The organism is Chryseobacterium sp. C3, assembly GCF_014218905.1.
Taxonomy (GTDB): domain Bacteria; phylum Bacteroidota; class Bacteroidia; order Flavobacteriales; family Weeksellaceae; genus Chryseobacterium; species Chryseobacterium mucoviscidosis.
Genome location: NZ_JACLCU010000009.1, coordinates 219,016 through 241,203 on the forward strand (window position 1 = coordinate 219,016; position 22,188 = coordinate 241,203).

Sequence of the window (22,188 nt, forward strand, 5' to 3'; positions counted from 1 at the left end):
GGAAGCCTGAACAAAATGTTCAGGCTTTTTTTATTGGGTATAAAAATTCATTTTAATATCTATAAATATTTATGAACTAAAAAAAACCAATTGTAATTTTTTATTTTTAAATTATTTTTAATTTTTGCCTTTTTAGTTTATTTATTATGTGTTAAATTGTTTAATAGTTTAAATTATTTAATAAAAATTTATAATTTAATTGAAAATATACTATATTTGTATCTGTAAAACACACAGCCTTGGATATAAATTATTTTCTGCCGGACATTAATGTGCCGCTTATTCTTTACATGATCTTGTTGATGTATTTTAATACAGCAAAGCTGTTAAATTCCTCTTTTTATCAACAGATATCATCTAAAAATTCTTACTTATAAAATTACATCACTGCTAATTTTATCACACATTGTAAAATTATCTTTACAGCAGGCATGAAATAACTTTTCATGTAATCTTTCAAAAACTACAAATATCATATAATGAAAAACAAATTATTCGGATTGTCCGTGTTGACAATTTTCAGTTGCATGCTAAACGCACAAGTAGGCATTAATACTAATTTGGGACAGGCAACTCTCGATGTTGTGGGAGCGCCTTCAAATCCAAATAAACTTGATGGAATTATTGCACCGCGAATTACAGGAGATCAACTTAAGGTAAAAAACTATTCTACAGCTCAGACTGGTGCAATTGTTTATGTAACAACTCCTGATACAGCACCTTCAGGTCAAACCGCCAATGTTACAAGCACAGGATATTATTATTTTGATGGCTCAGTTTGGATTCAGTTTCTTCAGCCACAGTCTTCAGATTGGAAAACAACCGGAAACTCAGGAACTACGGCTTCTGCTTCAACTTTAGGGACTGCTGTTTCTTCCGGAAACTTTTTAGGAACTACCGACAGTCAGAATTTAGTATTTACAACAAACAATACCGTAAAAGCAATTTTGGATGTTAATGGTAATCTTAGAGGTGGAAATGCCAATACTTCAGCTCCTTATGCATCACTTTCTTGGGGATCAAATAATACATTATCAAACAATACCTCGTCCAACATCGCTTTAGGAAGAGAAAATACCGTTGCTGCGCAGGCTGCCAACTTTCCGGGTGTGGCAATAGGAGCAGCAAACAGTTCTTTAAGCGGAGCAAAAACAATAGGGAACAACAATTTTGCCACAGGAGCCAATACCATTGTTTTAGGAAATAATAACGGAACTTCCGGATCTAATGTTAGCGGAATTAATGTTGGAAACTCCAATGTAAATTCCGGTGGTTTTGCTTTTGGAACAGGAAATAACGTAACGAGCAATAATTATGCATTTGGAAATGCCAATGTTGCAAGCGGAGCAGCCGGCGCAATTGCTTTCGGAACCAATGCAAGTGCAACCATTGCCAATCAGACTGTTTATGCCAATACCTCACATGCATTTTCCGGACAGGGTGTAATTGGAACAGCAATTACGGACGTTGGTGTAAATATGACTCCCAACGGAACTAATATTCCGGATCTTGAAATCAGTAAAGGGATTTTAATTAAAGCCACCGGTGTTCCTGTAACTTCAGACTGTAACGCAAGTAATGAAGGAACTATTGTTTACGGTAAATCCGGAAATACAGGAAACTTTTACGGATGCAGAATTTCCGCAGGAGTATATGCGTGGCAACAATTCTAAAAAATACACAAACTTTAAAATCTATAAAAATGACAAAAAAATTATTTACGAAAATTACAGCATTTCTCATGCTGTTTCTGCTGTCTGTGAAGATTTTCGGACAGGGTTACACCCCGATTCGAGGAATGGGAGTGGAAGCAAAACCACTTAACGCAAACGGAATATGCCTGGCTTGTTACAGCGGAAGCACAAATCCCCTTATTGATGCCAATTTGGATAACAGCGTAAGTATGGGAAGCTTTACCACCTTGGTAAGCGGAAACGGAGTTTCTGTTAAAAATACAAATACCACTTATCCTGCAGGATATATTACTGGTTTTAATGTAGATTTAGGAACCAGCGTTTTTACGGCAAGTCTTTTAAGCAATTTAAGAATCAGCACTTATAAAGCAGGAGTTCTTCAGGAATCTTCAAATAGTGCAACTTTACTGTCTGTTCCTGCATTTGGAGGAACCAAAACAAGAATTTTCCTTCACTTTAAAACAACTAAAGATTTTAACGAAGTAAGACTGTATCAGGTTAACGCCCTTTCTATATTCAGTGCCCTGAATATTTATTATGCATTTGCTTTTGATCCCAATAAAGTTCCTGTAGATAATAATGGCATCTGTGATGATATTATTGCAGGAAGCGGCGTAGATGGAAATGTTTCAGGAAGCAGCAGCTTTTTAGCACCTCTTTCTTTCGTGGTCGACAGGCAAAAGATTGGCGACGGAGATAAAAGTTCTTACGGTTCTGTTGTTTTACCGGCAGGCTTGTTGGGATCATACTCTGTAGGCGTTTTAGATAAGAATCAGGTTTATCCTGCAGGAAACAAAGCAGGGTTTGTTATTGAACCGGACGATCAGGGTAAATTGCTAAGTGCTGAATTTTTGAAAAATATAACAATCGAAACCTATTTATTCGGGCAGTTACAGGATTCTAAAAACTTATTTGATGGAGGAGGGCTGATTAATATCAAAGTGTTAAGATTCGGTTCCAACAAACAAAAAATTTCCCTCAATACAACCAAGCCTTTTAATGAAGTAAGATTAAAAATTACGCAGACAGTAGGTGTGAATTTCGGAGCTTTAAAAGTATTTTATGCCTTCGAAGAACCTCAGGATTGCGACTGTAATGAGTATATTCAGACTTCGGGAACTTCAAGATTAGGAGATATTGTACAGGGTGCTTCATGGACAGGTGCTTCCGGAACGATTTTCGGATTAACCAATATTACCAACACAGGAAACGTTGTAGATACCAACACAACAAATTTTGCAACAGTAAATTTTTCTCCAATCAATTTATTAATTCCAACAGTTAGGTTAACCGTTAAAAGCAATACAGGAGAATATCCTGCCGGAACTTTCGGCGGATTTACCTTAACGAAAAGTGCTAATTTGTTAACTATAAATGCTCTAGATTATATTACCATTACTTTTTATAAAGGAACAACGGTTACAGAATCCAGAACTTCGGGAGGTTTATTCAGCGGACAGTTTATTACTTCTGCTTCCAATCAGTTTTATGTTGGTTTTACAGCAACAAAAGCGTTCGACAGAATGAAAATTGAAATCAATCCCGGAATAGGAATCACTTTGGCGCAGCAATACTACATTTATAATGCATTTGTTCAGCTTGATGACGATCAGGATGGTGTTCCGAACTGTAACGATAAATGTCCGAACGGAAACGACAGTATTGATAACAACGGAAACGGTATTCCGGATTGTGCTGAAGGATGTTCTGTGGTAAATGATAAATCTTCTGCGTTAGACAGTGATGGAGATGGTGTTGCAGATGCTTGTGATAATGATTCTGATAACGACGGAATTCCGGATGCATGGGAAGACCTTAATGGAAACGGAAAATTTGAAGATGATGATGTAGACGGAAATAAACTGGTTATTGCAGAACTGGGAGACGGAATTTCAAGTTATCTTGATCTTGATTCTGATAACGACGGTATTTTAGATTTATTTGAATCTGGAATTCCAACTTCAGTTATTGATCAGATTGATGCGGATCATAACGGAATTATCGACAGCGGCGTTGCGGTAGGAAATAACGGAATTGCAGATATTCTGGAAACATCTCCGGATTCAGGCGTTATGAAATATCCTTTAAAAAATACAGATGGAGACGATAAGCCGGATTTTGTGGATTTGAAATCCAATAATGTAGACTTCGATCTTTATACCATCGGAAAAGATAATCTGGATGATCTTGGTGAAGGATTTATTTCGAGAATAAACGATGCAGATGCAGATGGAATTCAGGCGGTTGTAGATACGGATCTTATTGCGAAAGGTTCTCCGAATTCTCCTCTTTCACCATATTCTTCATTTGCGAAAAACAGTGCAATTGCAGCTAAAGCTTTAGTAGGAGAAGTAAATACAGTGGCAAATGATATTAAAATTTATCCTAATCCTGTAAAAGCTGGGGAAAATTTAAATGTAAAATCTGATGAAGAAGGTACGTACACATTGTTTTCAGCTCAAGGACAATTAATCCGCTCAGGTAAATTTTCAGGAAACACCGAAATTGCTACTTCTTCTTTACCGGCAGGAATGTACATTATAAAAGTAGAAACAAAAACGACTGTAAAATCATACAAAGTCATCGTGAGGTAATTTCAATAAATAAAGCTTTTCTACACATAAGTCATTCGCAAGAATGACTTATGTTTTTAAATATCTGAAATTAAATGTTTTATTGATTTTTTTTAATTAACTTTATAAAAAAAGTAATTACCGTAAAAAAATAGTAATTATTCTTAGTTTCTTGCAGTAAATATATATTATGACGGCTTTTTCGAATATTGATCATCTGCTAATCTTTTTCGATAAAATCGATCTTACATCAAAATACAGCTAAATCTTAGGTTATTATAATGATTTTAAGATTGAGTTTTTTTATTAAGGGTAGGTCATCCATATTTTTGGATGACCTTTTTGTGTAAAAAATGTATAGAAATAAAATATTACTGTCCCAAAATTTTTCATCATTAAAAAAGTTTGAGTTTTTGCTGAATGAATAAGGTGTACAGATTAGAAAACAGTTGATATTTAAAAAGAATCTTAGCGATCTCCTGCTTTAAAGAACAGTATAATTAATAATGAAATCGAAATTTTAAAACCACAACGATAAGGCAATAGGAAAATCATAAAAACAATTAACATCTTCAGAATGAAGTTGTTTTATTTGTATATGAAAATAAAATGTTGTAAATTTGCAGTCTCTTTTGGCGCGAATAATTGTTTGTAAATCTATAAAATATTGAATATCACCTCTTTCATTTCCATGAAAGAGATTTCGTGTGTATAGATATTACGGCGGTATCTGCCTCAAAAGTAATAAAAATATTTTGCATTACGCTGTGAAAAGATATACCAGTGTTGCAGTTAGGAATAAGATTCTGAGAATCAAAAGGAAAAAATAAAAGGCTGTCTCTAATAGCGCCAATATTATAAGGTCTTTTACAATTTCTGCTCTCAAACTCTTCTTTCTGATATTTTTTAATGAATCAAAATATTTTTTAACCTTTCTTAAAAGTTTTATGAGTAAAACAACACCTACAACTAGGGGAAATCAGAGAGTAAATTTCTCTTCAGCGAAAGGAAAAATCATCACTCCGGACTTCCTGGATATCCAGATCGAGTCTTTCAGTGAGTTTTTTCAGCTTGATACGCTTCCTGAAGACAGGAGAGACGAAGGATTGTACAAAACATTCCAGGAAAATTTCCCGATTACCGATTCCAGAAACCAATTCGTATTGGAGTTTTTGGATTATCTGGTAGATTCTCCACGTTATTCAATCGATGAGTGTGTGGAAAGAGGTTTAACGTATTCCGTTCCTCTTAAAGCAAGACTTAAATTGTATTGTACAGACCCGGAACACGAGGATTTCCAGACCGTGGTTCAGGATGTATACTTAGGTCCGGTTCCTTACATGACGCCGTCCGGTTCATTCATTATCAATGGAGCAGAGCGTGTAATCGTAACTCAGTTACACAGATCTCCGGGGGTATTCTTCGGACAGACTTACCACGCAAACGGAACTAAACTTTATTATTCAAGAATTATCCCTTTCAAAGGATCTTGGATGGAATTTACGACAGATATCAACAGCGTAATGTACGCGTATATCGACCGTAAGAAAAAATTACCATTAACAACTTTATTAAGAGCTATCGGGTATGAGTCTGATAAGGACATCCTTCAGATCTTCGATCTTGCTGAAGAAGTGAAAGTTTCTAAAGCTGCCCTTAAAAAAGTAGAAGGAAGAACATTGGCTGCGAGAGTATTGAACACTTGGTTCGAAGATTTCGTAGACGAAGATACCGGTGAAGTTGTTTCTATCGAAAGAAACGAAATCATCTTAGACAGAGAAACGATTCTTGAAAAAGAACATTTAGATCTTATTCTTGATGCAGGTGTGAAATCAATCCTGATTCACAAAGAAAACAGCAACGAGTTCTCTATCATCCAGAATACATTACAGAAAGACCCTACAAACTCTGAAAAAGAGGCAGTAGAGTACATCTATCGTCAGTTAAGAAACGCAGATCCGCCAGATGAGGAAACAGCAAGAGGAATCATTGAAAAATTATTCTTCTCAGAGCAAAGATATTCATTAGGTGAAGTAGGACGTTACAGACTAAACAAAAAATTAGGTCTTAACATTCCTACAACAACTGAGGTTCTTACAAAAGAAGATATCATTGCGATCGTAAGACACTTGATCGAATTGGTAAACTCTAAAGCGGAGGTGGATGATATCGACCACTTATCAAACAGAAGAATTAAAACTGTTGGTGAGCAATTAGCAGGACAGTTCGGGGTAGGTCTTTCAAGAATTGCAAGAACAATCAAGGAAAGAATGAACGTTAGAGATAACGAAATCTTTACTCCGCTTGATCTTGTTAACGCAAAAACTTTAACATCAGTAATCAACTCGTTCTTTGGTACCAACCAGCTTTCTCAGTTCATGGACCAGACCAACCCGCTATCAGAAATCACGCACAAGCGTAGACTTTCTGCACTAGGACCTGGAGGTTTATCAAGAGAAAGAGCAGGTTTCGAGGTTCGAGACGTTCACCATACACACTACGGAAGAATTTGCCCGATCGAAACTCCGGAAGGACCAAACATCGGTTTGATTTCATCTTTAGGTATTTATGCGAAAATCAACAGATTAGGTTTCATCGAAACTCCTTACAGAAAAGTAGAGAATGGTAAAATTGAGCTTAATGCAGATCCTATCTACTTAAATGCAGAAGACGAAGAATCTAAAGTAATTGCTCAGGCAAACGTTGAACTAAGCGACAACGGTGAATTCGAAACAGACAGAATTATTGCAAGATTGGATGGTGACTATCCTGTAGTTGAGCCAAACCAAGTAGACCTTATCGACGTAGCACCAAACCAGATCTCTGGTATTTCTGCTTCATTAATTCCTTTCTTGGAGCATGATGATGCGAACCGTGCGTTGATGGGATCGAACATGATGCGTCAGGCAGTTCCTCTATTGAAGCCACAAGCTCCAATCGTAGGTACAGGGCTTGAGCAGCAGGTTGCAAGAGATTCAAGAATCTTAATTAACGCTGAAGGTACAGGTACTGTAGAGTATGTAGATGCCGACAGAATCGTTATTAAATATGAAAGAAGCGAAGACGAAGATTTAGTACAATTCGAGTCTGCTACTAAAACATATAACTTAACTAAGTTCAGAAAAACCAACCAGAGTACTACCATTACCCTGAGACCAAACGTAAGAGTAGGTGATGTAGTGGAAAAAGGACAGGTACTTTGCGACGGTTATGCTACTGAAAAAGGAGAATTGGCTCTTGGTAGAAACTTAGTGGTTGCGTTCATGCCTTGGAAAGGATACAACTTCGAGGATGCGATCGTAATTAACGAAAAGGTAGTTCGTGAAGACTGGTTTACTTCAATCCACGTAGATGAATATTCTTTGGAAGTTCGTGATACCAAATTAGGTATGGAAGAATTGACAGCAGATATTCCGAACGTTTCTGAAGAAGCTACTAAAGATCTTGACGAGAACGGTATGATCAGAATCGGTGCTGAAGTGAAGCCTGGAGATATCATGATTGGTAAAATCACTCCAAAAGGTGAATCTGACCCGACTCCTGAAGAAAAACTTTTGAGAGCGATCTTCGGTGACAAAGCTGGTGATGTAAAAGATGCTTCATTGAAAGCGGATTCTTCATTAAGAGGTGTTGTGATCGACAAGAAATTGTTCTCTAGAAACATTAAAGATAAAAAGAAAAGAACTGAAGAAAAACTTAAGCTTGAAGAAATTGAAAACACTTACAAGGCTAAGTTTGATGATTTGAGAAATACTTTAATTGAAAAATTAAATACCCTTGTAAGCGGTAAAACTTCTCAGGGCGTGAAAAACGACCTTGATGAAGAAATCATCGGTAAAGGGGTGAAGTTCACTCACAAATTATTGACTTCAGTTGAAGATTATGTAAACGTTAGCGGTTCAGACTGGACAGTTGATAACGATAAAAATGAATTAATCAAACAATTAATTCACAACTACAAAATCAAGTACAACGATATTCAAGGAGTTAAAAACCGTGAGAAATTTGCAATTTCAATCGGGGACGAACTTCCTGCAGGGATCATGAAGTTGGCTAAAGTTTACATCGCTAAGAAACGTAAACTGAACGTAGGAGATAAAATGGCGGGTCGTCACGGTAACAAAGGTATCGTTTCGAGAATCGTTCGTGAAGAAGATATGCCATTCCTTGAAGACGGAACACCGGTAGATATCGTATTGAATCCACTTGGAGTACCTTCGCGTATGAACATCGGTCAGATCTACGAAACAGTACTTGGGTGGGCTGGTCAGAAATTAGGATTGAAGTTCGCTACGCCAATCTTCGACGGAGCTAGCTTAGACCAGATTACTGAATATACTGAGAAAGCGGGTCTTCCTAAATTCGGTCACACTCACCTTTATGATGGGGGTACCGGAGAAAGATTTACTCAGGCTGCAACAGTAGGGGTAATCTATATGTTGAAACTGGGACACATGGTTGATGATAAAATGCACGCACGTTCTATCGGTCCTTACTCATTGATTACTCAGCAGCCGTTAGGAGGTAAAGCTCAGTTCGGAGGTCAGAGATTCGGAGAGATGGAGGTTTGGGCACTTGAAGCATTCGGTGCATCAAATATCCTGAGAGAGATCCTTACCGTGAAGTCGGATGACGTTATTGGTAGAGCGAAAACTTACGAAGCTATTGCAAAAGGTGAATCAATGCCTGAACCAGGTATTCCGGAATCATTCAATGTACTACTTCACGAGTTACAAGGTCTTGGATTAGACGTAAGACTAGAGGAATAATTTTAAATTTTAAATTATAAATGCTGAATGGAAACATTCGGAAATTAATCTAAAATCTAAAATCTAAAATTTAAAATCTAACAAATGTCAAATAAAAATAAATCAAGTAGATTTAATAAAATAACCATCGGTTTAGCTTCACCGGAATCTATTCTTCAGGAATCGAGAGGGGAGGTTCTTAAGCCGGAAACTATTAACTACAGAACACATAAGCCTGAAAGAGACGGTTTGTTCTGTGAAAAAATCTTCGGTCCTGTAAAGGATTACGAATGTGCTTGTGGTAAATACAAGAGAATTCGTTACAAAGGGATCGTTTGTGACCGTTGTGGAGTAGAAGTTACGGAGAAAAAAGTACGTAGAGAGAGAATCGGGCATATCAATCTGGTAGTTCCAATTGCGCACATCTGGTATTTCCGTTCTTTACCGAACAAAATCGGTTACCTTTTAGGGATTCCTTCCAAGAAATTGGATATGATCATCTACTATGAAAGATATGTAGTGATTCAGCAGGGTATTGCTAAAAAATTAGACGGTTCTGATTTCGAAAATATGGAATTCTTAACTGAAGAAGAGTACCTTGACATCATGGAAACTCTTCCGATTGAGAACCAGTATCTTGATGATTCTGATCCGAACAAATTCATCGCTAAGATGGGTGCGGAAGCGGTTGAAGAATTACTAAAAAGAATCGACCTTGATGCATTGTCTTTCGACCTGAGACACAAAGCACACAACGAAGGTTCAAAACAAAGAAGAACGGAAGCTCTGAAAAGATTGAACGTTGTAGAAGCATTGAGAGGTGCTAATACAAGAATGATCAACAGACCGGAGTGGATGATCATGCGTGTACTTCCTGTTATTCCACCAGAACTAAGACCATTGGTTCCGTTGGATGGAGGACGTTTCGCTACTTCCGATTTAAATGACCTTTACAGAAGAGTAATCATCAGAAACAACCGTTTGAAGAGATTATTGGAGATCAAAGCTCCGGAAGTAATCTTAAGAAACGAGAAGCGTATGCTTCAGGAATCTGTAGATTCACTATTCGATAATACAAGAAAATCTTCAGCCGTAAAATCTGAATCAAACAGACCGTTGAAATCACTTTCAGATTCATTGAAAGGGAAGCAGGGTCGTTTCCGTCAGAACTTATTAGGAAAAAGGGTAGATTACTCAGCGCGTTCCGTAATTGTTGTAGGTCCAAACTTACAGCTTCACGAATGTGGTATTCCTAAAGATATGGCTGCGGAATTGTACAAACCGTTCATCATCAGAAAACTGATTGAAAGAGGAATTGTAAAAACAGTAAAATCTGCTAAGAGAATCATCGACAGAAAAGAGCCGGTAGTGTATGATATCCTTGAAAACGTGATGAAAGGTCACCCTGTTCTACTGAACAGAGCACCTACGCTTCACAGATTGGGTATTCAGGCATTCCAGCCTAAGATGATCGAAGGTAAGGCAATTCAGCTTCACCCGTTGGTAACAACAGCATTCAACGCCGATTTCGACGGTGACCAGATGGCGGTACACTTACCGTTAGGTCCTGAAGCGATCCTTGAAGCTCAGTTATTGATGTTAGGTTCTCAAAATATCTTAAACCCTGCAAACGGTTCTCCAATTACGGTACCTTCTCAGGACATGGTTCTTGGTCTTTATTTCATGACCAAAGAATTGAGTTCTACAGAAGATATGAAAGTAAAAGGTGAAGGTTTGGCATTCTATTCTCCTGAAGAAGCAGAAATCGCTTATGCGGAAGGAAGAGTATCTTTAAATGCTAAAGTAAGATGTAGACTTCCGGTAAAAGAAAACGGAGAAATCGTAACAAGATTAATTGAAACTACGGTAGGTAGAATCTTATTCAACCAGATTGTACCAAAGCAGGTAGGATATATCAATGAGCTTTTAACGAAGAAATCATTGAGAAACGTTATCGGTAAAATTCTTGCAGATACAGATTTCCCTACAACAGTGAAATTCCTGGATGCAATGAAAGATTTAGGATATTCAAACGCATTCAAAGGAGGTCTTTCTTTCTCATTAGGAGACATCGTGGTTCCTGTTGAGAAAAAGCAGATGATTGCAGATTCTATCGGAACAGTAGATGAAATTAGAGCCAACTATAACATGGGTCTTATTACAGATACAGAACGTTATAACCAGGTAATCGACGTTTGGACTACAACCAACGCCAACCTTACTGAGATGATCATGGGAAGAATGAAAACTGACCAAGGTGGTTTCAACTCTGTATACATGATGCTTGATTCCGGAGCGAGGGGTTCTAAAGAACAGATCCGTCAGCTATCAGGGATGAGAGGTTTGATGGCAAAACCGCAGAAAGCTGGTTCTACCGGAGCGGAGATCATCGAAAACCCGATTCTTGCTAACTTTAAAGAAGGTCTTTCCATCCTAGAATACTTTATCTCTACCCACGGTGCCCGTAAAGGTCTTGCGGATACCGCTCTTAAGACTGCCGATGCAGGTTACTTAACGAGAAGATTGGTAGACGTTGCACAGGACGTTATCGTTACAGAAGACGACTGTGGAACTTTAAGAGGTACAGAAGTTACCGCACTTAAGAAAAATGATGAGATCGTTGAAAGAATCTCTGAAAGAATCTTAGGTAGAGTATCATTACATAATATCTATGATCCTGAAAGTGATGAATTAATTGCTGAAGCAGATCAGGTAATCAGTGAGGCGTTAGCGAAGAGAATTGAAGAAGCAGGATTAGAAGCAGTTGAAGTTCGTTCACCACTTACTTGTGAAGCTAAAAAAGGTATCTGTGCAAAATGCTACGGTAGAAACTTAGCAACAGGGAAGATGATCCATATGGGTGAAGCGGTAGGTGTAATTGCAGCACAATCCATCGGGGAACCGGGAACTCAGCTTACGTTGAGAACCTTCCACCAAGGGGGTACTGCAGGAAACGTATCAGAAAACCCATCAATCGTTGCAAGAAGAGATGGTATCGTTGAAATGGATGAGGTAAGAACCATTACTTCTGAAGATGAAAACGGTAATACTGCGGAAGTGGTAGTTTCCCGTTCAACAGAATTCAGATTAGTTGCTGATAACGAGTCCAGAACTCCGTTAATGGTAGCTAACGTCCCTTACGGTTCCATATTATCTGTAAAACCAGGTGATAAAGTGAAGAAAGGCGATGTAATCTGTAAGTGGGATCCGTATAACGCGGTTATCATTGCAGAAACTGCCGGTAAGGTAGAATACGAAGACATTATCCAAGGGGTTTCATTCCAGTTGGAGATTGACGAACAGACAGGATTTGAAGAGAAAGTAATCTCCGAATCCAGAAATAAGAAAGCTGTACCTACCTTGAAGGTGGTAGATTCTAAAGGAGTTGAACAGAAAGCGTACAACTTACCGGTAGGAGCCCACTTAATGGTAAACGATGGTGAAAAAATTAAGGCTGGTAAAGTCTTAATCAAAATCCCTAGAAAATCTGCAAAAGCAGGGGATATCACCGGAGGTCTTCCGAGAGTTACCGAATTATTCGAAGCAAGAAATCCTTCAAACCCGGCGGTGGTTACAGAAATCGATGGGGTAGTTTCTTACGGAAAAATCAAGAGAGGTAACCGAGAATTGATCGTTGAAGCTAAAACTGGAGAAAGAAAAATTTATTTAGTTAAATTATCCAACCAGATTTTGGTACAGGAGAATGACTTCGTAAGAGCTGGTTCGCCACTTTCCGACGGTTCCATTACTCCGGACGATATCTTAAGAATCAAAGGTCCAACTGCGGTTCAGGAATATTTAGTAAATGAAATTCAGGAAGTTTACCGTTTACAAGGGGTAAAAATCGACGACAAGCACTTCGAAATCATCGTAAGACAGATGATGACAAAAGTATCTATCGTTGATGGAGGTGATACTCAGTTCCTTGAAGGTGCTCTTGAACACAAGTATGACTTCTTGGAAGAAAACAACAGAGTATTCGGTCTTAAAGTAGTAGTAGATGCCGGAGATTCTAAAGTATTCCAGCCGGGTCAGATGATTACAGCAAGAGAATTAAGAGACGAAAACTCTAAGCTGAAGCGTGAAGATCAGGCTTTAGTTGAAGTAAGAGAAGCTTTACCGGCTACAGCTACACCTGTATTGCAGGGTATTACAAGAGCAGCTCTTCAGACGAAATCGTTTATGTCTGCAGCATCGTTCCAGGAAACAACTAAGGTTCTTAACGAAGCAGCAGTTGCAGGTAAAGTAGATGATCTTAACGGTCTTAAAGAAAATGTAATTGTAGGACACAGAATTCCTGCAGGTACAGGTCTTAAAGAATACCAAAATGTGATCGTAGGTTCTAAAAAAGAATTCGAAGATCTTAACTAAAAATAATGATTCGGAAATTTGAGGTTTGAATTTATTTTTATATTTTCACAACCTCAAAATTTCGAATAAAAAAATATTTTATAACAATGGACAACAATCAAAATCCACAAGACGGAAACATCAACATCGAATTAAACGAAATGGTAGCAGCGGGGATCTATGCTAACTTAGCTTTAGTAAACCACTCTCCATCTGAGTTTGTAGTAGATTTCATCCAATTAATGCCGGGAGTACAACAAGCTAAAGTAAGATCAAGAGTTATCCTTGCTCCGCTTCACGCTAAGAGAGTACTTTCTGCTCTTCAGCAAAACATTGCTAACTACGAGCAGCAATTCGGAGAAATCAAAGAAGTTGAGCCTTTCGTATTAGGAGGAAACAACGTAAACGCTTAAGATTTACTCTCAAAAATAAAGAAAGCTGTTTCACAAAAGTGGAGCAGCTTTTTTCTTTTAAATAATGAATAGTTTCGCATTCTCTTCATTCTTATATTGATATTTTTTTAAATTTGTTTTTAGAAAGGATATAAAGAATATGATCAATAATCAGTTTATTATTAACAAATTTGGCTTTTTAGGAAATGATTTTTTAAAAGAGCTGGATAAACACGCCATCGTTACAGAAATTAAAGCGAAAACCGAGATCGTAAGAGAAGGACAGAAAAATAAATTTGTTCCGTTCCTTATTAAAGGTTCCATAAGGGTTTTCAGCCTGAATGACGGTCGAGAACTGATCTATTATTATATCCGTTCTAATGACAGTTGTCTCATGACATTCTCCTCAATCTTTACAGATTGCACAAGCCGTATTTACGCCGTTACGGAAGAAGACTCCGAAGTATTGTTATTCCCGGTGTCCGTTGTCCATGAATGGCTCATTAAGTTTCCGGAAATCAACAGGCTTTTCTATTCAGAATACGACAAAAGATTTATTGATGTGATGAATATGGTAAATGATGCCGTTTTTCATAAGTTGGATAAAAGAGTTTTAAACTATATAAAACAACAGATTTCAGCAACCGGAAACAATCCCATCAAACTTACCCACAGAGAAATAGCAAACAGTTTGGGAACTTCAAGAGAAGTAGTAAGCCGTGTTCTTAAAAAAATAGAAAACGAAGGCGAAATTATTCAGACCAAAGAAGGCATAAAAATACCTGTGAATGAAAATGTTAGTCAAGGCTAATAAATGATATTTAATTATTTTAACATTTTCATTGATAAAAACAATACAGTCGGTGACTTTTATCACACAATTTTAACTCGATAAGTCGATAAGTTTGTTGTACTAATTTAAATAAATGTGTATGACAAAAACTTTCTTATTTTTGTCAATGTTTGCTTCAGTTTTTTCCTTTGCACAGGAAGACCTGCTGAAAGATATTGATACCGTTCAGACAAAAAACACCGATGTTTCCCAACCCGCTTTTAAAGCTTTACAAATTGTAACCGGGCAATCTACCAAACTTCCCGCAAAGAATGAATGGTATATTGTTGTGGCGCACCGCTTCGGCGATGTAAGCAAAGGATTTAAAGACTTCTTCGGGCTGGATGATGCTTCCACAAAACTCGGAGTCATTTATGGCATTACAGACGGGATTTCAGTAAGCCTTTCCAGAGAAACCAACCTGAAAACTTTTGAGGGCGGTGTAAAATACAGACTTGCAAAACAGAATGAAAACGTGCCTGTAGATATTGTAGGCTATAATGTTTTGGCAGTAAATACAGATCTCAGCAAAGATAATTATCCACATCTTCAGTTTGGGGACAGACTTTCCTATCTTACGCAGGCTTTAATTTCCAGAAGATTCAGCGATAAATTTTCTCTTCAGTTAACACCGTCATACGTTCACAAAAATCTTTATGAACCTACTATTGAAGATAAAAACCAGTTTTTGGCAGGTTTGGGAGGACGTTATAAAATCTCCAAAAGAGTTTCTATTAATGCAGAATATTTTGTGAATTTCGACAATCACAGTTTCTACAAAAATCCGCTTTCTTTAGGGATGGATATAGAAACCGGGGGACACGTGTTCCAGCTTTTGTTCACCAATTCCCAACTGAATTCGGATATTGGTTATCTAACCAATGCCGCCGGAAAATGGGATAAAGGGCAGATTTTCTTTGGGTTTAATCTTTACAGAGTATTTTAGAGTATGAAAAAATTGATATACATCGTTTCATCAGCATTAGTATTAACGGCTTGTGAAAGCAGAACGTATGAGGAAATTTCGGATAATACTCCGATTGCAGAAGTGGTAACTTACAATAAAGACGTAAAGCCCATTATGGATGCCAATTGCGTGAGTTGTCATTCACCGGGAGTTCAGGCGCTGGCAAACTACTCTCAGGTGAAAGCAAATATTGATAACGTTATAGACAGAATAAGCCGCGCTAACGGAGATCCTTTAAAAATGCCTCAAGGCGGAAGTTTATCGCCCTCACAAATTACGATCATCACGAAATGGAAAGCCGACGGGCTTCTCGAAAACTAGAAATTAATATGAAAAAGCTATTTTTATTTATAACAGCGTTATTATTCACCAATCTTGCTTTTGCCCAAAAATATATGGCTAAAACAGGAAAAGTAACGTTTGAAGCATCAGTTCCTTTATTTGAAGATGTTTTTGCACAGGACGACAATAACGTCGCGGTAATCAATGCTGATACAGGAGATTTTGCATCAGTTTCTGTCGTGAAAAACTTCCATTTCAAAACAAAATTAATGGAAGAACACTTCAATGAAAGCTATGCCGAAACGGCGAAATATCCGAAGGCAACCTTCACAGGAAAAATTCTGAATTTTGATAAGTCTAAATTATCCGCAACACCTCAGAAATATACTGTTCAGGGAAAATTAAATTTTCATGGTGTGGATAAAGTGTATAATTCTGCGGCAACCATTTATGCCAAAGACGGAAAAATTTATATGTCGGGAGGATTTGTTGCCAAGACCGCAGATCATAAAGTAACCATTCCGAAAATGGTATCTAAAAAGATTGCTGAAAACGTGAATGTTCAATACAATTATGTTCTTACAAAACAATGAGAAATGTAATTTTATGGATAGGAATGTTTCTGAGCTTTACGTTGACAAACGCTCAGGAAAAGGCAAAATCTATTTTTGATGTTGCCAGAAGCGGAACTATTGCTGAAATGAAAGACATGATGAAGCAGAATCCGGATATCATCAACCAGACCAACGAAAGCGGTTTTTCTCCTTTAATTCTAGCTTGTTACAGAGGAAATGTAGAGGTTGCCAAATTTCTGATGGACAATGTAAAGGACATTAATTATAAAAGCCGTGAAGGAACAGCATTGTCGGGACTTTCCGTAAAATATAACAAAGATCTGGTAACTTACATTTTAGATAAAAATGCCAATCCGAATATTGCGGATGCTACAGGATCAACTCCTTTATTCTGGGCAGTAAAATTCGGAAATAAAGAACTGACGGAATTACTGCTGAAGTATAAAGCCGACAAAACCATAAAGGATGCACAGGGAATGACTCCTTTTGAGTATGCTTTACAGACAAACAATAAAGAAATAATTAATCTACTTAAAAATTAAAATATGAAAAAAGTTTTACTCACATTATCAATGGCTCTTGCAATTTCTGTAGGAGCGCAGTTTTCGTCGGGTACAGTAAATTTATCGGCTGCTGCAATGACGGTGAAATTAGACACCAATGCAACTACTGCTACGCTTACTTTAACTGGAGACAGCAATTCAATGCTCGGAATCGGTTTCGGATCAAGCGGAATGGCAAACGGATCAGATGGATTTATTTACAATTCATCTTCAAACAGAGATTATACATTCGTAGGATTTTCCTCACCTTCTGCAGATGCTACGCAGGATTGGACTCAGGTTTCAAACACCGTTTCGGGAAGCACAAGAACAGTAGTGGCTACAAGATCTCTTGCCGGAGGAACCGGAGACTTTGCCATTCCTAATTCTGCGGGAACCATTAATATTTTCTATGCAAGAACTGCAGGAGGAACGGGAATATCTTACCATTCTTCAAACAGAGGATACGCTTCTCTTACGATGGGAGCTGTTTTGGCAACCGGAGAAGTCGCTGCACAAAGCAAAAAAGTAGTTCTTTATCCAAATCCTGCAAAAGAAACCATTAATTTCAAAGATGCCGATAAAATAAAAAATATTGATGTTTTTGAATCTACCGGAAGAAGGGTAAGAACCATAAAAGCTGAGGGAAAAGAAGTGAACATTTCCGATTTGAAAGCCGGAAATTATTATCTGGAAATTACATTAAAAGATGGTTCAACGTCTTTTGAACAGCTAATTAAAGAATAAACATAGACCACTGAAAAGTGGTCTTTTTTTATGACAATAATTTACTTTTTTATTTTACGGTTAACATTAATTCTTCAATCTCTTCTAATGAAAAACCAACTTGAATACTAATGTTTTTTATAAACATTTTTTCTAAAATATGAAATTCGTTATCAATTTTTGCTAACTTAATTAAATTTGTAATTAATTCTAAAGCATCATTAACATTATTTTTAAAAATAGAATAATCAACAGGTATACTTTCTTTAGAATGTAGATTATTAATTAAATTCAGTTTCAAGTCTTCAGATAAAATTGATTGGTTTAATTCTTGTTCAAATATCTCAAGTTCTTCTTTTGCTATTTTTCCATCAACTTTTATTAGATTCACGTAAGAATTAAATTTTGACAAAATTATATCTTGGTTATCAATGAATTCGGCATCTTCATATATTGTATAAGTTGTTGAAATATTCTCAGAATCATTATTTTCAATGAAAGTATTTCGTGCCAGATTACCAATTGCATTAGTTGCAATTGCATTAACTGTTCCGCCTATAATCCCACCTGCAAAAGGAATAAATTTAGCGAGATTAATAGCTCCCTTTTCACCAAATTTTGTTATCAACTTAAATCCGACCATGCGATTTATTTTTGTCAAGGTTTTACCAGATACAGATTTTAAAGAGCTCATTGCAAGTTTAGTACCTACAGCTATTCCTCCATCTTTTAGTATATCCTTTACAGACTCGCCAACTAAGCACAAATAGATTAGTGATTTTACCTTGTCATCTTTCACATTATATCCTCCAATATGTGCAATTGCTGCAATCATTCGCATATGTAAATAAATACCAGTAGATATATCTGCCGGTATTGCAACGGGTAATGTAATTAGACCTCCAAGACCAGTTACAAAACCAGAAGTCGTTGTCTTGCTAATTTGCCAACGAATTAATGAATTAACATTTTGTAAAGTAGTACCTTTTCCTTTTGTATAGTTTGATGCAAAAATTTCTATTGGTTCAGAAACACCTGGAATTCCATTTAAAGATTTTTCAAATGCCCAATCTAAAACTTGTAGCATTTTTGTTGACTTATCACTTTCTGATGTTGTATTCATGAATATTATTTTTTTATTATTCTCCTAATCAAGTCTTTCATCTAAACAATATTTGTTCAGATAAAGCAATATTTTAAAAATTTAAGCTAAGCTAAATAAAAGTCCTTAAGATATTTTACGGATTACCGTAATGTGGAAAAAGTTTATGATCTTGATATTTTTGAGACAATGTTTTTTAATTTACACTCATTCTAAAAAATGCTTTTAATCTTTTTTTAACCGAAGAATCTTTTCTTTCAGGATTCTAGACCCTAATTTTGCAGAAAATATAAATCATGAAGAAAAGCCTTCAATTTTTACTGTTAATTTTTTCACTGACAGTTTTTGCCCAAAAAGATAATGTTGATACAGGAGAGGTTGTAATTGCTAATCGGTACAATACGGCTGAAGCTCAGACGAAACCTTATGTCATCATGATTTCTACAGATGGGTTTCGGTATGATTATGCTAAAAAATACAACGCAGAAAATCTGTTGAAATATTCCAATGAAGGAGTTCAGGCAAAAGCGATGATTCCCAGTTATCCAAGCATTACATTTCCCAATCACTGGACATTGATTACCGGATTGTATCCTTCTCATCACGGACTGATCGATAATTATTTCTACGATTATGAAAAGAAGGAAAGTTACGCCATGAGCGATAAAAAAAATGCCGAAGACGGAAACTGGTACGGCGGAACGCCGCTTTGGGGACTCGCTGAAAAACAGGGAATGCTTTCCGCTTCGTTAATGTGGGTAGGTTCTGCAAGCAATGCAGGAGGAAACAGACCTACTTATTATTACCATTACCACGAAAAATTCTCACCATCTGAAAAAGTGGACAAAGTAATCGAATGGCTAAAGCTGCCAATGGAAAAAAGACCACATTTCATTTCATTATATTTTCCTGAAGTTGATGCAAGCGGACATCATTTCGGTCCGGATTCCAGAGAAACCGAAGATGCTGTTCATCTGGTGGATGGAGCTATTGGCGAACTGGTTCAGAAAGTTCATGATTTAGGATTACAAAATGTAAACTTTGTCTTTGTTTCGGATCACGGAATGATAAAAGTGGATGGAGGAAGTCCGTTAGAAATTCCCGCAATGCTTTTTAATAAAGAAAGATTTGATTTTTACAATTCGCAGACTTTATTGAGGGTTTACGTTAAAAATCCAGATGAGGTTAAAAGGGTTTATAAAGAATTAAAAGCTAACAAAACAGAAGATTATGAAGTCTATCTGGATAAAAAGCTTCCCAAATATCTTCATTTCTCAGCAAAAGATGACCAGTATAAAAGAATCGGACAGATTTTATTGATTCCCAATGCTCCCAAAATTTTCTTGGAAAAAGGAAAAAAATCATCGGTTGGAAAGCACGGCTATAATCCGCAGATAGTTCCTGAAATGAAAGCCACATTCTTTGCATGGGGACTGGAATTCAAAAATAGTATGGTGATCGATGAATTTCAGAATATCAACGTTTATCCTTTAGTTGCAGAAATTTTAGGATTGAAAATCGATCAGCCTATTGACGGAAAGCTGAAGGTTTTAAAAGGAATTTTGAAAGAAAAGGAATAAATCAAGGTTGAGGTAAAGATTAGTTTAAATAATCTATTGATAACAGTTTCGGCGAGCCAAAGGCTCGCCGAAATTGATTTGAATGTAAAGATTAAATGACATAGGAAAATGGAGCGTTAAGAAAATTTAAATTTAGTCCGTTAAGAAATTCCCACTGTTTGATGCGCGAGACAAATATTAAATCAAAAGGCAAATCTTTAATTCGCGCAAGTTTTGGGAATTTTAGGATTAAATTTTAATTTTTAGCGGAAGTTTCCGAGTCTTGAATTTTTGTTTCTTTTTGTTTCAGGACAAAAGAAAAAGTTATAAATAACATTAAGCATTAAATTTATCCGCAAACTCTTTCGCAAAATCTTCAAGTTTAATTTCTCCCTCCACTACAGAACCATGTTCAATAAAATCCTTCTGAACAATTCGGGTACGGATTCCTCTTCCCATTTCTGTATACAATTCTGCCATTTCCTGCGGAACTCCTGCCTGAAGCATCCCGTGTAAAGAATCTTCATCTTTAAATTCTACCCACGGAAGTTCCGGTTTTCCGATGGCATTTCCGAAAATATTTGCAAAATCCTGAGCTTTGCGAACATCGCTTACAATATATTTTACATGTTTGCCTTCAGAATTTTTTAACAGTTCTTCAGCAGCAGCTTTTGCAATATCTCTGGGATGAACCAATGGAACTTCCGTGTGATCCGGATAATTCGCGCCAAGAATTCCTGCGTTTTTAATCAGAGGAATATCATTAAAGAAATTAATGTAGAAATATCCTGCTCTTAAAAAAGTGACGGATGTATTTTCCAGTTCATTATAGAATTTCTCAATAGCATGAAGACCTTTTATTGGTCCGTTTTCCACAGGAGATTCTGCTCCGATGCTGCTCAGCATTACAATTCTTTTAACTCCGGTTTGTTGAACGGCTTCAGCGTAATTCTTTCCTGCATTTTTTGTGTTTTCAACAAGATTTTCAAATCCCATATTGGGTGGAGTCATCAGAAAGGCGGCATCATTTCCTTTAAAAGTTTCAACCAAAAAGTTCAGGTCTGTAATAGAACCGATAGCGGCTTTGGCTCCCAGATTTTCAATTTCACTTTTTTTAGATTCGCTGCTGCTGATTACGGTAATATCATGTCCTTCTGAAATTAATTGCTCTGCAAGAGGTTTTGCTACATTTCCCAATGAACCGGTGATGATGATTTTCATAATTTTTATTTTTTTGTTGATAATTATTTTTTTATTTCCTGATACAAAGGTATATTTGTGCTTACTTTTATACAAGTACTTACCCTAAAGTATGTATTCATTATGACAGCCATAAAAGAAACATCAACCATTCAGCAGAATAAAAAATACGCACTGGATTCCTGTCCCGTAACGTATGTCATGGAAAAAATCGGCGGATTCTGGAAACCGATTATATTATATCATCTTTCCAACGGAGACAAAAGATACAGCGAACTGAAACGCGCCATTCCTGCGGTAACCGAAAAGATGCTGATCCAGCATTTAAAGCAACTTGAAAATGACGGACTGATCATCAGAACCGCAAAACCGGTTGTTCCACCCCATGTTACTTACGAATTGAGTGAGGCAGGAAAAGGTTTAATTCCGGTTATCAGTTCCATGGCAGAATGGGCATTTAAACATATGGAAGGAAAATATGACCATTTAAGAAAGGTAGCATTGTAAAAAATTAACCATCAGAAAAATTTAACCATCAGAAAGCTTAATTTCCATAAACCATAAACCACGGTAATGTGGTCAAAAATAGTTGGTGTTTTTGTCAGAAATAATTCGTAATATTTGGCAGTTGATTGGAAGAGGAAAT

At 36.8% G+C, this 22,188-nt stretch carries 15 protein-coding genes; 13 read left to right on the top strand and 2 right to left on the bottom strand.

The annotated features are described in order from the left end of the window. Nucleotides 1-479 precede the first annotated feature (479 nt). From H6W53_RS19165 to H6W53_RS19215, 11 genes are all read left to right on the top strand, one after another. Nucleotides 480-1,673 carry a hypothetical protein gene (locus tag H6W53_RS19165; RefSeq protein ID WP_185209005.1) on the top strand — a complete coding sequence of 398 codons (1,194 nt, stop codon included), beginning with the start codon at nt 480-482 and terminating at the stop codon, nt 1,671-1,673. Nucleotides 1,674-1,702: 29 nt separating this feature from the next. Then, a complete protein-coding gene (locus tag H6W53_RS19170) occupies nt 1,703-4,288 on the top strand; it encodes a T9SS type A sorting domain-containing protein (RefSeq protein WP_185209007.1) in 2,586 nt (861 codons plus the stop codon). Nucleotides 4,289-5,214: 926 nt separating this feature from the next. Continuing rightward, complete coding sequence (rpoB, locus tag H6W53_RS19175; protein ID WP_185209010.1) at nt 5,215-9,036, top strand: DNA-directed RNA polymerase subunit beta; 3,822 nt, start codon at nt 5,215-5,217, stop codon at nt 9,034-9,036. 84 nt (nt 9,037-9,120) lie between these two features. Next, a complete protein-coding gene (gene rpoC / locus H6W53_RS19180; RefSeq protein ID WP_087707479.1) occupies nt 9,121-13,386 on the top strand; it encodes a DNA-directed RNA polymerase subunit beta' in 4,266 nt (1,421 codons plus the stop codon). Nucleotides 13,387-13,472: 86 nt separating this feature from the next. Next, complete coding sequence (locus H6W53_RS19185; RefSeq protein ID WP_029295596.1) at nt 13,473-13,778, top strand: DUF3467 domain-containing protein; 306 nt, start codon at nt 13,473-13,475, stop codon at nt 13,776-13,778. Nucleotides 13,779-13,917: 139 nt separating this feature from the next. Continuing rightward, entirely contained in the window at nt 13,918-14,568 is a 651-nt protein-coding gene (locus tag H6W53_RS19190) for a Crp/Fnr family transcriptional regulator (RefSeq protein WP_116097664.1), read from the top strand. Between the two features lie 121 nt (nt 14,569-14,689). Then, the gene (locus H6W53_RS19195; protein ID WP_185209012.1) at nt 14,690-15,535 is read left to right on the top strand and encodes a DUF5777 family beta-barrel protein; all 846 of its coding nucleotides are present in this window, start codon (nt 14,690-14,692) and stop codon (nt 15,533-15,535) included. Nucleotides 15,536-15,538: 3 nt separating this feature from the next. Then, a complete protein-coding gene (locus H6W53_RS19200) occupies nt 15,539-15,877 on the top strand; it encodes a c-type cytochrome (RefSeq protein WP_087707472.1) in 339 nt (112 codons plus the stop codon). Nucleotides 15,878-15,885: 8 nt separating this feature from the next. After that, nucleotides 15,886-16,431, top strand: a complete 546-nt coding sequence (locus H6W53_RS19205) for a YceI family protein (RefSeq protein ID WP_185209014.1) — start codon at nt 15,886-15,888, stop codon at nt 16,429-16,431. Next, a complete protein-coding gene (locus H6W53_RS19210; protein ID WP_185209015.1) occupies nt 16,428-16,955 on the top strand; it encodes an ankyrin repeat domain-containing protein in 528 nt (175 codons plus the stop codon). The genes H6W53_RS19205 and H6W53_RS19210 overlap by 4 nt, the downstream gene beginning before the upstream one ends. Nucleotides 16,956-16,958: 3 nt before the next feature. Beyond that, nucleotides 16,959-17,702 (top strand): T9SS type A sorting domain-containing protein, encoded by a 744-nt coding sequence (locus H6W53_RS19215; RefSeq protein ID WP_185209016.1) that lies wholly within the window; start codon nt 16,959-16,961, stop codon nt 17,700-17,702. Between the two features lie 49 nt (nt 17,703-17,751). On the opposite strand, the gene H6W53_RS19220 is transcribed toward H6W53_RS19215, so the two are convergent. Beyond that, on the bottom strand, nt 17,752-18,804 hold the full coding sequence (locus tag H6W53_RS19220; RefSeq protein ID WP_185209017.1) for a TerB family tellurite resistance protein: 1,053 nt from the start codon (nt 18,802-18,804) through the stop codon (nt 17,752-17,754). A gap of 275 nt (nt 18,805-19,079) precedes the next feature. On the opposite strand from H6W53_RS19220, the gene H6W53_RS19225 reads away from it, so the two are divergent. Continuing rightward, a complete protein-coding gene (locus H6W53_RS19225) occupies nt 19,080-20,363 on the top strand; it encodes an ectonucleotide pyrophosphatase/phosphodiesterase (protein WP_185209018.1) in 1,284 nt (427 codons plus the stop codon). Nucleotides 20,364-20,678: 315 nt separating this feature from the next. On the opposite strand, the gene H6W53_RS19230 is transcribed toward H6W53_RS19225, so the two are convergent. Beyond that, on the bottom strand, nt 20,679-21,563 hold the full coding sequence (locus H6W53_RS19230) for an NAD(P)H-binding protein (protein WP_185209019.1): 885 nt from the start codon (nt 21,561-21,563) through the stop codon (nt 20,679-20,681). 102 nt (nt 21,564-21,665) lie between these two features. On the opposite strand from H6W53_RS19230, the gene H6W53_RS19235 reads away from it, so the two are divergent. Continuing rightward, nucleotides 21,666-22,049 carry a winged helix-turn-helix transcriptional regulator gene (locus H6W53_RS19235; protein WP_116097654.1) on the top strand — a complete coding sequence of 128 codons (384 nt, stop codon included), beginning with the start codon at nt 21,666-21,668 and terminating at the stop codon, nt 22,047-22,049. The last annotated feature ends 139 nt before the right edge of the window (nt 22,050-22,188 follow it).

Coding starts and splice junctions, on each gene's coding strand:
- H6W53_RS19215 (WP_185209016.1), top strand. CDS start 16,959: ATGAAAAAAGTTTTACTCACATTATCAATGGCTCTTGCAATTTCTGTA.
- H6W53_RS19165 (WP_185209005.1), top strand. CDS start 480: ATGAAAAACAAATTATTCGGATTGTCCGTGTTGACAATTTTCAGTTGC.
- H6W53_RS19200 (WP_087707472.1), top strand. CDS start 15,539: ATGAAAAAATTGATATACATCGTTTCATCAGCATTAGTATTAACGGCT.
- H6W53_RS19220 (WP_185209017.1), bottom strand. CDS start 18,804: ATGAATACAACATCAGAAAGTGATAAGTCAACAAAAATGCTACAAGTT.
- H6W53_RS19170 (WP_185209007.1), top strand. CDS start 1,703: ATGACAAAAAAATTATTTACGAAAATTACAGCATTTCTCATGCTGTTT.
- H6W53_RS19235 (WP_116097654.1), top strand. CDS start 21,666: ATGACAGCCATAAAAGAAACATCAACCATTCAGCAGAATAAAAAATAC.
- H6W53_RS19190 (WP_116097664.1), top strand. CDS start 13,918: ATGATCAATAATCAGTTTATTATTAACAAATTTGGCTTTTTAGGAAAT.
- H6W53_RS19210 (WP_185209015.1), top strand. CDS start 16,428: ATGAGAAATGTAATTTTATGGATAGGAATGTTTCTGAGCTTTACGTTG.
- rpoC (WP_087707479.1), top strand. CDS start 9,121: ATGTCAAATAAAAATAAATCAAGTAGATTTAATAAAATAACCATCGGT.
- H6W53_RS19185 (WP_029295596.1), top strand. CDS start 13,473: ATGGACAACAATCAAAATCCACAAGACGGAAACATCAACATCGAATTA.
- H6W53_RS19225 (WP_185209018.1), top strand. CDS start 19,080: ATGAAGAAAAGCCTTCAATTTTTACTGTTAATTTTTTCACTGACAGTT.
- H6W53_RS19205 (WP_185209014.1), top strand. CDS start 15,886: ATGAAAAAGCTATTTTTATTTATAACAGCGTTATTATTCACCAATCTT.
- H6W53_RS19195 (WP_185209012.1), top strand. CDS start 14,690: ATGACAAAAACTTTCTTATTTTTGTCAATGTTTGCTTCAGTTTTTTCC.
- rpoB (WP_185209010.1), top strand. CDS start 5,215: ATGAGTAAAACAACACCTACAACTAGGGGAAATCAGAGAGTAAATTTC.
- H6W53_RS19230 (WP_185209019.1), bottom strand. CDS start 21,563: ATGAAAATCATCATCACCGGTTCATTGGGAAATGTAGCAAAACCTCTT.